This window comes from Acidovorax sp. DW039 (assembly GCF_037101375.1).
GTDB lineage: Bacteria > Pseudomonadota > Gammaproteobacteria > Burkholderiales > Burkholderiaceae_C > Acidovorax.
Genome location: NZ_AP029019.1, coordinates 774,952 through 787,937, shown reverse-complemented (window position 1 = coordinate 787,937; position 12,986 = coordinate 774,952). Strand labels below are relative to the sequence as shown.

General features: G+C 63.6%; 12 protein-coding genes. 1 reads left to right on the top strand and 11 read right to left on the bottom strand.

Translation table 11 applies throughout. The features are described from left to right. The 6 genes from AACH87_RS03580 to AACH87_RS03555 form a co-directional block, all read right to left on the bottom strand. Positions 1-810 carry a lysophospholipid acyltransferase family protein gene (locus AACH87_RS03580; protein ID WP_338797359.1) on the bottom strand — a complete coding sequence of 270 codons (810 nt, stop codon included), beginning with the start codon at positions 808-810 and terminating at the stop codon, positions 1-3. A gap of 66 nt (positions 811-876) precedes the next feature. Then, positions 877-1,470 (bottom strand): D-glycero-beta-D-manno-heptose 1,7-bisphosphate 7-phosphatase, encoded by a 594-nt coding sequence (gene gmhB / locus AACH87_RS03575; RefSeq protein WP_338797358.1) that lies wholly within the window; start codon positions 1,468-1,470, stop codon positions 877-879. Positions 1,471-1,518: 48 nt separating this feature from the next. Continuing rightward, positions 1,519-3,660 (bottom strand): glycine--tRNA ligase subunit beta, encoded by a 2,142-nt coding sequence (glyS, locus tag AACH87_RS03570; RefSeq protein WP_338797357.1) that lies wholly within the window; start codon positions 3,658-3,660, stop codon positions 1,519-1,521. An 8-nt stretch (positions 3,661-3,668) separates the two neighbouring features. Next, positions 3,669-3,971 (bottom strand): antibiotic biosynthesis monooxygenase, encoded by a 303-nt coding sequence (locus tag AACH87_RS03565; protein WP_338797356.1) that lies wholly within the window; start codon positions 3,969-3,971, stop codon positions 3,669-3,671. Next, positions 3,971-4,876: a glycine--tRNA ligase subunit alpha gene (gene glyQ, locus AACH87_RS03560; RefSeq protein WP_338797355.1), complete on the bottom strand. Its 906-nt coding sequence runs from the start codon at positions 4,874-4,876 to the stop codon at positions 3,971-3,973. Before glyQ ends, AACH87_RS03565 begins: the two co-directional genes overlap by 1 nt. A gap of 326 nt (positions 4,877-5,202) precedes the next feature. Next, positions 5,203-6,285 carry a type II asparaginase gene (locus AACH87_RS03555; protein WP_338797354.1) on the bottom strand — a complete coding sequence of 361 codons (1,083 nt, stop codon included), beginning with the start codon at positions 6,283-6,285 and terminating at the stop codon, positions 5,203-5,205. A 183-nt stretch (positions 6,286-6,468) separates the two neighbouring features. On the opposite strand from AACH87_RS03555, the gene AACH87_RS03550 reads away from it, so the two are divergent. Beyond that, on the top strand, positions 6,469-7,386 hold the full coding sequence (locus AACH87_RS03550) for a LysR family transcriptional regulator (protein WP_338797353.1): 918 nt from the start codon (positions 6,469-6,471) through the stop codon (positions 7,384-7,386). A 111-nt stretch (positions 7,387-7,497) separates the two neighbouring features. Here AACH87_RS03550 and fabB read toward each other — a convergent pair whose 3' ends face one another. The 5 genes from fabB to AACH87_RS03525 all read right to left on the bottom strand — a co-directional run bounded on the left by fabB (position 7,498) and on the right by AACH87_RS03525 (position 12,828). Further along, positions 7,498-8,718, bottom strand: coding sequence for a beta-ketoacyl-ACP synthase I (fabB, locus tag AACH87_RS03545; protein WP_338797352.1), 1,221 nt, complete (start codon positions 8,716-8,718; stop codon positions 7,498-7,500). Next, positions 8,715-9,236: a 3-hydroxyacyl-[acyl-carrier-protein] dehydratase FabA gene (gene fabA, locus AACH87_RS03540; protein WP_338797351.1), complete on the bottom strand. Its 522-nt coding sequence runs from the start codon at positions 9,234-9,236 to the stop codon at positions 8,715-8,717. Before fabA ends, fabB begins: the two co-directional genes overlap by 4 nt. A 213-nt stretch (positions 9,237-9,449) precedes the next feature. After that, complete coding sequence (lnt, locus tag AACH87_RS03535) at positions 9,450-11,105, bottom strand: apolipoprotein N-acyltransferase (protein ID WP_338797350.1); 1,656 nt, start codon at positions 11,103-11,105, stop codon at positions 9,450-9,452. Further along, positions 11,105-11,983 (bottom strand): transporter associated domain-containing protein, encoded by an 879-nt coding sequence (locus AACH87_RS03530; protein ID WP_338797349.1) that lies wholly within the window; start codon positions 11,981-11,983, stop codon positions 11,105-11,107. Before AACH87_RS03530 ends, lnt begins: the two co-directional genes overlap by 1 nt. 113 nt (positions 11,984-12,096) lie before the next feature. Then, positions 12,097-12,828: a GNAT family N-acetyltransferase gene (locus AACH87_RS03525; protein ID WP_338797348.1), complete on the bottom strand. Its 732-nt coding sequence runs from the start codon at positions 12,826-12,828 to the stop codon at positions 12,097-12,099. Positions 12,829-12,986: the final 158 nt, after the last annotated feature.

The following is a 12,986-nucleotide window of genomic DNA, read 5'->3' as shown; positions in this document are numbered from 1 at the left end:
TCAGTCTGCCGCCGGGCCGCCGGACGCGGGGGCCGAGGCAGGATTGGTAGTGCCGGATGGTGCCGCTGGGGCTGCGGGGTAGGCTTCGGGGTCGAGGCGGCGCATTTCTGCCTCAATCCAATCCTCCACCTCGCGCATCAGCTCGTCTGCCTGCCGACCTTGCGAGGCAATGGGCTTGCCGATGGACACATCCACCACCCCCGGGCGCTTGATGAAAGCCTTGCGCGGCCAGACCTTGGCCGAGGTCACGGCGATCGGGATCACGGGCGCACCGGTGTCAATCGCCAGACGGGTGCCGCCGCTCTTGTACTGGCCCTTTTGTCCGCGCTCCACGCGCGTGCCCTCAGGAAACATGATGATCCACACGCCCTTGGCCAGCAGCGCCTTGCCCTGCTGCACCACCTTGTGGAAGGCTTTGGCGCGGGCCTGGCGGTCGATGTGGATCATGTCCAGCCGCCCGATGGACCAGCCGAAAAACGGCACGTACAGCAGTTCTTTCTTGAACACATAGGCCAGCGGGTGCGGCATGATCGCGGGCATCAGAAAGGTCTCGTAGGTGGACTGGTGCTTGACCAGCAGCACCGCGCCGCCGAGCTTGTCCTGGGGCAGGTTTTCCATGCCCGAGACGCGGTAGCGGATGCCCAGCAACACCTGCGCCCCGCTGATGCACAGCGACAGCCACGCACGGGCAATGCGGTACAGCGTCGTGCCCCGCGCCCCGAACAAGGAGCCCAGCAGGATGGCCAGCGTGTAGGGCACCACAGTAACGGCCATCCACAGCATGTGGATGATGGATCGGATTAGCGCCATAGTTTTCAGTCTTTCCGGCCTCCAGCGCCCATGAATCAAGCGCAGGAAGCTATTATTTTTATAGTATCAAGCCACCGCGTTCGGTGTGGGCGCGGGCTGCGGCGATGTGGGCAGCGCAGGCAGCAGGAGCTCCACGCACTGCGCCAGGCTGGCATGCACGGTGCAACCCTGCGGCCAGCCTGCAGGCAGCGGCTGGCCTGGCGTTAAACCCGCGGCCTGCCCGGTGCACACCACATGCAGCTGGGCCCCCAGCGCAGCACCGGCCTGCAGGTGCGACAGGCAATTGCCCACCACCACCACATCCTGCGCTTCCACGCCATAGCGCTCGCAAATCTGCTCCAGCAGGCCCGGAGCGGGCTTACGGCAGGTGCATTCCTCTTCAGCGGTGTGGGGGCAGTAGAACACTGCGTCGATGCGCCCCCCGGCGGCGGCCATCAGGCGGTGCATCTTGGCGTGGATGGCGTTGAGCGCCACCACATCCAGCAACCCCCGGCCGAGGCCCGGCTGGTTGGTGGCCACCACCACATGCCAGCCCGCATGGTTGAGGCGGGCCACGGCTTCCAGCGCGCCCGGCACGGCCACCCATTCGGCTGCGCTGGTGACGTAGTCTTCCAGCGCCGTGTTCAGCGTGCCGTCGCGATCAAGGATGACGAGCTTCATGGTGGAACCTCCGGGCATGGTGGGTCTCCAGCCTAGCAGACCCGGGAATCAGGCCGCCAGACGCGACAGGTCGGCCACGCGGTTCATGGCTTCGTGCAGCGTCTTGAGCAGGCCTTGGCGGTTCAGGCGCAGGTCCATCTGCTCGGCGTTCACCATCACATCGTCAAAGAACGCATCCACCGGTGCGCGCAGCACAGCCAGGGTCTGCAGGCTGGCGGTGTAGTCGCCCGCGTCAAACTGTGCATTGGCCTCAGGCACAAAGCGCTGCAGCGCGGTAAACAAGTCCTTCTCGGCCTGTTCCTGAAGCAGCGCGGGGTTCACATGCGCATCCACGGGGCCTTCGACCTCGGCCTTTTTCAGGATGTTGCCCACGCGCTTGTTGGCGGCTGCCAGTGCAGGGGCTTCGGGCAAGGCGGCAAAGGCGCGCACTGCCGCCAGTTGCTTCTCGACCAGGGCCAGACGCTGTGGGCGCAGGGCCAGCACGGCGTCCACTTCTTGCGCGCTGTAGCCCTGCTCGCGCAGGCTGCCTGCGAGGCGGTCGTAGATGAAGTCGGCAAGCTGCGCCGATGCGTCGGTGATCTTGTCGCCAAAGGCGGGCACGGCACCGGCCAGCAGCGCGTTCAAATCCAGTGGCAGGTCTTTCTCGACCAGCATGCGGATCACGCCCAGCGCATGACGGCGCAGTGCGAACGGGTCGCGGTCGCCCGTGGGCAGGTTGCCAATGCCGAACATGCCCACCAGGGTTTCGAGCTTGTCGGCCAGGGCCACCACCACACCTGCCGTGTTGCGCGGCAGCGCGTCGCCCGCAAAGCGGGGCTTGTAGTGGTCTTCAATGGCGTTTGCCACAGTCTCGCCCAGGCCATCGTTCAGGGCGTAGTAGCCACCCATGATGCCCTGCAGCTCGGGGAACTCGCCCACCATGTCGGTCACGAGGTCGGTCTTGGCCAGCAAAGCGGCTTGGTCGGCATCGGCCACCAAAGCGGCGTCACCGAGTTGTGTGGCAATGGCCTTGGCGATGGCGCGCACGCGCTCCACACGCTCGCCCTGCGTGCCCAGCTTGTTGTGGTACACGACCTTGGAGAGGCCCTCGACGCGCGAGGCCAGTGTCTTCTTGCGGTCCTGATCAAAAAAGAACTTGGCATCGGCCAGACGCGGGCGCACCACGCGCTCGTTGCCGCCGGTCACAAAGCTGGTGTCTTCGGGGCTGATGTTGCTGACCACCAGGAACTTGTTGGTCAGCTTGCCTGCTGCGTCCAGCAGCGGAAAGTACTTCTGGTTGGCCTTCATCGTGAGGATCAGGCACTCCTGCGGCACACCCAGGAACTGCTCTTCAAACTGGCAGATGACGACATTGGGGCGCTCGACCAGCGCGGTCACTTCGTCCAGCAGGGCTTCGTCTTCGATGGGGCGGGCACCGTTGCCGACCTTGGCGGCGGCAGCGGCCAGCTGGCGGGCAATCTCAGCCTTGCGCTCGGCAAAAGAGGCAATCACCGCGCCGTCTTTTTGCAGCGTAGCGGCATAGCTATCGGCATCTGCCAATACCACGGGGGACACAGCGGCTTCAAAGCGGTGGCCTTGGGTGCTATTGCCAGCCGTGAGGCCCAGCGCCTTCACGGGCACCACGGTGCTGCCATGCAGCGCCACGAGGCCGTGTGCGGGGCGCACAAAGTTCACGCTGGTCCAGCCGGGCAGCTCGCAATCGGTTTCGAGCTGATAGCTCATCACCTTGGGAATCGGCAGCTTGGCAATCGCTTCGTCCAAGGCCTTTTGCAGACCGGCTTGCAGCGTGGCACCGGGCACTACGCTGTCGTAAAACAGGGCTTCGGCCTTGCCGTCCTGGGCACGCTTGAGCGCGGCTACGGCGGCTGCGGGGTTGGACACATCGGCACCCAGCGCCTGCAGCTTTTTGAGCAGCGCGGGGGTGGCGTTGCCGCTGGCGTCCAGGCCCACGGTCACGGGCATCAGCTTTTGCTGCACGGCCTTGTCGGCGGCCTTGTCAGCCACAGCGCTAACGTGCGCAGCCAGGCGGCGGGGCGAAGCAAAAGGCGTGACCACCGAGGCGGCGCTGGCCAGCCCCTGGGCCTTGAGCTGGTCGCCCAGCACGGTGGCGAAGGCATCGCCCAGTTTCTGGAGTGCCTTGGGGGGCAGCTCTTCCACAAACAGTTCAACGAGGAGGTTTTGGGTAGTCATGGAATCGATCAGCTCAAAGACGGCGTGACCGTGCGGTAGTGCAGCACGGTGGGAAAGGGGTCGTAGAAATGGTGCAGCAGCGCGCGCCATTCCTGGTATTGGGGAGAGCCACGAAAGCCCTCGGTGTGGTCTTGCAGGGTGGCCCAACGCACCAGCAGCACGTACTGGTGGTCGTCTTCCAGGCAGTGCTGCAGCTCGTGCCCTTCGTATCCAGGCATGGACGCAATGATGCGCTGCGCCTGGGCAAAGGCCTGCTCAAACGCGGCCGTCTGGCCGGGCTTGATCTGCAGGGTGGCCACTTCCAGAATCATCAGGCAGCCTTTTTAGGCATTTGCTCTACCCACTCGCGCGGAGCCATGGGGAAGCCCAGGCGTTCGCGGCTGTCGTAGTAGCTTTGGGCCACGCTACGGGCCAGGTTGCGGATGCGGCCGATGTAGGCAGCGCGTTCGGTCACGCTGATGGCACCGCGTGCGTCCAGCAGGTTGAAGCTGTGCGCGGCCTTGAGCACCTGCTCGTAGGCGGGCAACGCGAGCTGCTGCTCCATCAGGTACTTGGCCTGCTTTTCGTGCGCGTTGAACGCGGTGAACAGGAAGTCAGCGTCGCTGTGCTCGAAGTTGTAGGTGGACTGCTCCACCTCGTTCTGGTGGTACACGTCGCCGTACTTCAGGGTATCGGTCCACTGCAGGTTGTAGACGTTGTCCACGCCTTGCAGGTACATGGCCAGGCGCTCCAGGCCATAGGTGATCTCGCCGGTGGCTGGCTTGCAGTCGATGCCGCCCACTTGCTGGAAGTAGGTGAACTGCGTCACTTCCATGCCGTTGAGCCAGACCTCCCAGCCCAGGCCCCAGGCACCGAGCGTGGGGTTTTCCCAGTCGTCTTCCACAAAGCGGATGTCGTTCTTCTTCAGGTCAAAACCCAGGGCTTCGAGCGAGCCCAAGTACAGCTCCAAGATGTTGGCTGGTGCGGGCTTGAGCACCACCTGGTACTGGTAGTAGTGCTGCAGACGGTTGGGGTTCTCGCCGTAGCGGCCGTCCTTGGGACGGCGGCTAGGCTGCACGTAGGCAGCCTTCCAGGGCTCGGGGCCGATGGCGCGCAGGAAGGTGGCGGTGTGCGAGGTGCCTGCACCCACTTCCATGTCATACGGTTGCAAGAGGGCGCAGCCCTGCGCGTCCCAATAGGACTGCAGCTTCAAAATGATTTGCTGGAATGTCAACATGGCTTGGAGTGGCCCGCTGGCACAAGCCAGGGCCGAGGGCAATTGGAAAGAGTGAAAAGGCCATGCGGGGCCACGTGCCGTTGCTGGGCGCGCGGGGCCGACGCAGGTGTAACCCTTGATTTTACGGCGCAGCCGATGCGCCGCGCCCGGTGTGCGGAAGATGGGGCCCGCGCACTGCGACCCAATACCGTCTTGAATCGACAAAAAGCAAAAAGCCGGAGCCCTTGTGAAGCTCCGGCCTGGAATGGGAAGTTGCGTGAGGATGCGTACGTCACACCGCTTCCGCCCGAGCACACAGGTAGCACCTGTGCACCGGGATCAGGAGATCAATACTCCCAGAAAATGCGCTGCAGTTCCTTGCTGTCGCTGGTCTTGGTCAGAGCGACCATGGCCAGGATGCGGGCCTTTTGGGGGCGCAGGTCGTGGGCCACCACCCAGTCGTACTTGTCGTCAGGCTGCTCGGCGTTGCGGATCACAAAGCCGTCAGGCACGCGGGCCGAACGGATGATCTGAACGCCCTGGCCGCGCAGGGTCTTGAGCGATTCCACGGCCTGGGCCGCCACCGAGCCGTTGCCCGTGCCAGCGTGGATCAGCGCCTTCACGCCAGCCTTGCCGTAGGCTTCGATGCCGGTGGTGTTCATGTTGCCGTAGCCGTACACGATGTCCACAGCGGGCAGTGCCTTGATGTCGTCGATGTTGAACTCAGACTGTGTGGTATGGCGCTTCACAGGGGCGCGGAACCAGTAGTTCTTGCCTTCCACCACCATGCCCAGGGGGCCCCATTGGCTCTTGAAGGCCTCGGTCTTGATGTTGATGGTCTTGCTCACATCGCGGCCGCTCTGGATTTCGTCGTTCATGGTGACGAGCACGCCCTTGCCAGCGGCGTCCTTGCTGGCAGCCACGCTCACAGCGTCGTACAAGTTCAGCGCGCCGTCGGCCGACAGGGCTGTGCCGGGACGCATGGAGCCCACCACCACGATAGGCTTGTCGGTGCGCACCACCAGGTTCAGGAAGTACGCTGTCTCTTCCAGCGTGTCGGTGCCGTGGGTGATGACGATGCCATCCACATCGGCCTGCTTGGCCAGGGCCGAGACGCGCTGGCCGAGCTTGAGCAGGTGGTCATTGGTGAAGCTTTCAGAGGCGATCTGGAAGACCTGTTCGCCCGACACCTTGGCCACGCTGGCCAGCTCTGGCAAGCCTGCCAGCAGCTTGTCCACAGGCACCTTGGCAGCGGCATAGGTCGCGCTGTTGGCGGCCGATGCGCCTGCACCGGCGATGGTGCCGCCCGTGGCCAGAACGACAACGTGGGGCTTGGCCGCCTGGGCCATGGCCACTGCAGAAAGAGCCGAGAGCACCACACCCGCAAACCAGCGGCGGGTGATGGAGGATGACGAAGAGGTAATGTTCATGAAAAAGTCTCCGGATGATTTCGGGGCCTGCCGATTGCGGCTTTTGCCCTCCCGCCCTTGTAGGACGGTGCCGCATCCTATGAGAAACCAAGACACAAGCAAGTGGAATAATTAACCCACCCTTGTGAACTGCACTCATACTTCTCGTTTACCCGTACAGCCTGAGACTGAAGCCGACCTCCCATGAATCTGCGCCAACTGGAAGTCTTTCAGGCCGTGCTTCAGACGGGCAACATGAGTGCCGCTGCCCGCCTGCTGTGCATCACCCCGTCTGCGGTCAGCAAGGCCATTGCGCACACCGAACTGCAACTGGGCTATCGCCTGTTTCTGCGCACCCCTTCGGGGTTGACGCCCACCCCGGAAGCCCAGGTGCTGGCGACCGAGTCCACGGGCATCTACCGCCAGCTCGATGCCCTCAAGCGCACAGCGCGCAATCTGGCGGCCAGTGATTCAGGGGATGTGCGCCTGGCGGCGATTCCGTCTATCACCCACGAGTTCTTGCCGCGCCTGCTGCACCACCACGCGGCGCAGCACCCGCAAGTCGGCGTGGAAGTGCGCACCATTCACCAGGACCAGATGACGCAAGCCTTGCTCACCCGCAGCGTGGACTTTGGGCTGGGCTTTTACAAGCACCCGCACCCGCAAGTCGCCAGCGACCTGCTGGTGAGCGGCCAGCTTTTTCTGGCCGTGGCGGCATCGGTGTGGGGGCAGGCACCCCGCACAGCAAGCCCTGGTGCACGCCTGGCGCAGGTGCCCGTAATACGGCTGGTGGGCGACGATCCCATGCGCCAGTCGATTGACGAGATTGCCCAACGGCTCGGGTCCCCCGCGGGGCCAGGCATTCAGGTGCAGACCTCGCGCCTGGCGCTGGACTTGGTGCGCCTGGGCATGGGCTGGACGGTGGTGGATTTTTTGACGGCGCGCGGGCTGGACCCTGCGCAGATGGTGACGCTGGAGCTGCACGAGCTGGCACCCATGTCGCTGTACAGCTACCAGGCCCGGGCTTTTGCGCCCAGCCTGCAGGCCACCCGTATGCTCGCCATGCTGCCACGCCTGCTGCACGAGGCGCTGCAACCCCACACCAAACCGGGCAAACGATGAGCCTGGGCGGCACGCAGATCGGGCTTGCGTCAAAACAGAAAACCCGCAGGCTCCTGGGGTAGGAACGGCTGCGGGTGGGTTGATCTACCGCGTGGAGCGGTATGGAGAGCCTCAGCCCTGCCAGCGGCTCAGCACCAGGCTGGCGTTGGTGCCGCCAAAACCGAAGCTGTTGGACAGCACGGTGGTCAGCTGGGCATCGCGCGTCTGCGTAACGAGGGGCATATCGCCCAGCGCTGGGTCAGGCGTTTCCACATTGGCCGAACCTGCGATAAAGCCCTTGTTCAGCATGATCACGCAATAGATCGCCTCTTGCACACCCGTCGCACCCAGCGAGTGGCCGGTGAGCGACTTGGTGGACGAAAACGGCGGTACCTTGTCGCCAAACAGGGCCCGCATGGCGCGCACTTCCTGCATGTCGCCCACCGGGGTGGAAGTGCCATGGGTGTTGATGTAGTCGATGGGGGCATCGAGCCCGTCCATGGCTTGCTGCATGCAGGCAATGGCACCGTCGCCCGAAGGGGCCACCATGTCTTCGCCGTCGCTGGTGGCACCAAAGCCCACCACTTCGGCCAAGATGTTGGCACCACGGGCCAGGGCATGCTCCAGACTTTCGAGCACCACGGCACCGCCGCCACCGGCGATCACGAAGCCATCGCGGTTCGCGTCGTAGGCGCGCGAGGCTTTCTCGGGCGTTTCGTTGTACTTGCTGGACATGGCACCCATGCCGTCAAACAGCAGCGACATGCCCCAGGACAGCTCTTCGCCACCACCCGCAAACATCACGTCCTGCATGCCCCAGGCAATTTGCTGGGCTGCCGCGCCAATGCAGTGCGCCGATGTGGAGCAGGCCGAGGTGATGGAGTAGTTGATGCCCTTGACTTTGAAGTTGGTGGCCAGGCAGGCAGACACCGTAGAGCTCATGCAGCGCGTGACCTGGTACGGCCCCACGCGGCGGATGCCCTTTTCGCGCAGTGTGTCGGCTGCCTCGATCTGGTTGGCAGGTGAGCCGCCGCCCGAACCCATGATGAGGCCGGTACGTGGATGGCTGACCTGCTCGGGGGTGAGGCCCGCTTGCTGGATCGCGTCTTCCAGCGCGATTTGCGCGTAGGCTGCCGCGTCGCCCATGAAGCGCAGCTGCTTGCGGTCGATGCGCGCTTCGATGTCGATCTCGGGCGCGCCGCCCACCTGGCTGCGCAGGCCCAGTTCCTTGAACTTTTCTACGGCCTTGATGCCGCTCTTGCCCGCACGCAGCGAGGCTTCTACTGTGGCCAGGTCGTTACCAATGCACGAGACGATGCCCGCACCGGTGATGACTACGCGCTTTTTGGTCATGCTGCGTCCTTGCCCTCGCCCTCGCGCATGAACAGGCCCACGCGCAGGTCATTGGCCACATAGATTTCTTTGCCATCGGCCAGCAGGCGGGCATCGCCAATCGCCATGACCAGCTTGCGCTTGATCACGCGCTTGATGTCGATTTCGTACGTGACGAGCTTGACATCAGGCCCCACCTCGCCGGTGAACTTGACCTCACCCGCGCCCAATGCGCGGCCACGGCCAGGCAGTTGCAGCCAGGTCAGGTAAAAACCGATCAGTTGCCACATGGCATCCAGGCCCAGGCAACCGGGCATCACGGGATCGCCCTGGAAATGGCAGGCAAAGAACCAGAGGTCTGGCTTGACGTCCAGCTCAGCGCGGATCTTTCCCAAGCCGTGCGCCCCCCCATCGCTGTCGATGTGCGTGATGCGGTCAAACATCAGCATGGGTGGCAGCGGCAGACGCCCGCTGTCGGCGTTGAACAGCCGTCCCTCGCCCGAGGCGATCAGTTGTTCATAGGAAAAGGAATCTGCCATTTTCAGTCGTGCTCCAGAACGGCGGTATCGCCGCATCAAATCTTTGTTCGTGCAACCTTCATCGCCCGGTTGCGGGGGCTCTATTATCAAGGGTTGGCATGTGGACCGGAACCTATACACCCTCAATGCCTGCAGGACACCCCTCCGCAAGGTGACCTGGATCAAGAATCAGGAAGCGCCATCGGCCACCCAAGCCCGACTCCCAACCCGTCCTCACTCCATCCCAAAGGGCAGCGGCGACCGCCTTTTGGACGACTGCGCACTGCGCGCCCGGGCCAGCCAGGCACCCAGCACCACCACCAGAGCCAGCCCCCACAGCGGTGCCAAGCCCCAGCGGGACGCCCACCAGGCAAACGGTGTGATCGCCGGGCCCACAGAGACACCTGCACCCCGCCCATGCACCTCGCCGCGCAGCACACCCCGGGTGTGGCGCTCGAGCAGGTGCGTGACCACACCCCGGTGGTCGATGATGGCGGTGGCCCCCGTATTGGTAGCGCGTACCATGGGTCGCTCCAGCTCCAGAGCGCGCATGCGGCTGATGTTGAGGTGCTGGTCAATGGCCAGCGTGTTGCCAAACCAGCCAATGTTGCTGAAGTTCACCAGAATCGTCGGTGCCTCGGCGGGGTTCACAAACCGGGCGGCCAACTCCTCGCCAAACAAGTCTTCGTAGCAGATGTTGGGGGCAATGCGCTGCCCCGCCCACGCAAACGACGGCTGCCCCACGGTGCCACGGTTGAAGTCGCCCAGGGGGATGTTCAGCATCTCGGTGAACCACTTGAACAGCGGCGGGATGAACTCACCAAAAGGCACCAGATGATGCTTGTTGTAGACGTACTGGGGCGCTGCCGCCGCAGGCACCTCGGAAGGACGCCAGCCGACCACGGAATTGGTATAGCCCTGCCGTTCACTGCCCAGCGGAATACCCACCAGCGCCGCCTGCGGCCCCTGGGTGTAACGGGCTTGCAGTCCTTCCAGATAGCCCGGAATCAGTTGCTGGGGCAGCAGCGGAATGGCGGTTTCCGGAGCCACGACCAAAGAGGCCGTTTCTGCCTTGAGTTGTTCGGCATACCAGCGCAGGGCCAGCGGTACGCCACTGCCCTGCTCAAATTTCTCGTCCTGGGGAATATTGCCCTGCAACAAAGCCATCCCCAAAGGGGGCGCAGGAGCCTGCGAGGGCGTGTGGCAAAGCTGCACGGCGCAGTGACGGTCCAGCGTTGCGCCCACACCCAGCGCCGCTAGCAGCAGCGCCGCCAGCCAGGGGCCTGCACGCCGGGCATCGCGCCACTGCAGTTGGACAAGGGCCATGGCAAGGCCCGCAGAAACCGCCCCGGTGCCGTACACGCCGATGTAGCGAGGCAGCGCCGACAAGGGCCCTTCCACATGGGCATACCCCCCAGCCCCCCACGGAAAGCCGGTGAACCAGGTGCCCCGCGCCAGATCGGCCAGCATCCACAGTGCTGCAAAAATAATAGCTGCCAGCGCTTTATTCATGGGCACTAAACGGCAAAAAACAGCAGAAGCAGCGGCGTAATACAGCGCCAAAAATGCGGCGAGACCGGCCACCGCAGCCACCGCCAGCACCGCTGCCAGCCCACCGTAGGTATGCAGCGAGATGAAAAGCCACCAGAACGTGCCCCCCAGCCAGGCCCAGGCGAATACAAAGCCCAGCAGCGCAGCGCGGTGCCAGCCGCCTTGCGGGCGCTGCAGCAAGGCCGCCAGCATGACCATCGAAAGGCACTGCAGCCACCAAACGGGCTGACCCGAGCCAGGCAGTGCCAGCGAAGCCGCTTGCGCCCCGCCCGCCAGCGCAGACCAAAGCAGGTCAGAGACCGCAACCAAGCCGCGGTCCGGGTGTCGGCGCCCCGCCATCAGCGATCAGCCTCGCTGATACTTTCCACGCGCGACACCTTGAACCAGCGCACCGCACCGCCCTTGGTGTGCAGCACCACAAAGTGCAGGCCACACAGCTGCAGATGTTCGCCCCGCTTGGGCACGCGCCCCATCTCGTGGGCAATCAGCCCGCCAATGGTGTCGAAGGTTTCTTCCGGATCGCTGCCCTGGATGTGGACACTGAAGGCTTCAGAGACGCGCTCAATGGGTGTGTCACCGCTGACGCGGTAGGTCTTGTCTGCCAGGCCAAAGATATCGCCGGAATCTTCGGCAATATCGAATTCGTCCTCGATCTCCCCCACGATCTGCTCCAGCACGTCCTCAATAGTCACCAGCCCGGCCACACGACCAAACTCATCGATGACGATGGCGAGGTGATTGCGGTTGCCGCGGAACTCGCGCAGCAGGTCGTTCAGGCCCTTGCTCTCGGGCACAAAGACTGCGGGACGCAGCAGGGCACGGATGCTCAGCTCTGGCGCGCGCTGCAGCTTGAGCAGGTCTTTGGCCAGAAGGATGCCGATGATGTTTTCGCGCTCCCCCTGAAAAACCGGAAAACGCGAGTGCCCGGTATCGATGACCGAGCGCAGCAGCACATCGGGCGGCTCGTTGATGTCCACCATGTCCATGCGGGGGGCTGCCACCATCACGTCACCAGCCGTCATGTCGGCCATGCGGATCACACGCTCGATCATGACCCGTGACTCAGCACCGATGACCTGGTTGTCTTCGGCCTCCGCCACGGTTTCTATGAGTTCTTCTGCGGAATCGGGGCCGGGGTGGATGAACTCGGCCACTTTTTGCAGAAACGTGCGCTTGTCTTCCTTTTCGGGCAAGCGCCCAGGGTAGGGGTCAGACACTGTCGTGGGATGCAGGACTTGCTGTTGTGGTGTACAGCGCCCAAGGATAGCGGATTGCCATGACCCGGCAATATCCGCAGCACAAAGTCCAGCGTGCGCCGTTCAGCGCACGCTCACTCGGCAGACTGGTGGCGCGCTTCCTGAACGCCGCGGCGCACTTCCTGAACGCCCGCCAGAAAGTCCCAGAACTGCTTGGCCTGCTTCTTGAACTGGTAATCCACTTCGGCAAACTGCTGCTCCACCATCTCGGCCACGCGGGTGTCAAAGCTGGCAGGAGGAATCTGCAGATAAGCCTCAGACTCCGACCCATCGCGCTGCACCGTGGCACCGGCGTTGCGGGCAATCTTGAGCATGGCCGTGTTTTCAGACAGGGCGTGGATGAACACCATGTTCACCCCGGCGTTGCGGGCGTGCATCACCGCACGCTCAAACAGGCGCGCACCAAAGCCGCGGCCACGGGCCTGCTTGAGCACGGACACGCCAAACTCGGCGCAGTGCTTGTGCTGAGGGTGCTCAGAGAACGCGAGGTGGGCCATGGCCACCAGTTCCAGGCGGCGGTTGTAGATGCCAAAAATCTCGTCGCGGCTGAAATCGAGCTGCTCCGCGTAGCGACGGATCTGCTCGTCATTGGCCGAATAACCAAAGCGCAGATAGCGGTCGGCTGGGTCCAGCTTGAGCAGGTGGGCTGCAATGCGCTCTCGGTACGAAGGCCCCAGGGAACGGATGGGAACCATCAGCGGTGTCGAAGACATACCCGCCTCCTTGGACGTGTGGCTGTTACGGGTGCGCAGCAGGCCAGTGCTGGCGTGCCATGATGCCTTGAGAAGGGCCTTGGTTGCGATCATGGCCGAGATTTTAGGGGTTTTCCCTAATCTTTGCAGCGGCAATTGCTGCAATGCAGCACGACCTGTTGATACAACGCAGCAAGCCTATGGGAGATCGTTGCTTTCCCGGATTTCTCTGACGATTTGTTCACATTCCAACAACACTACAAGACCTTCAT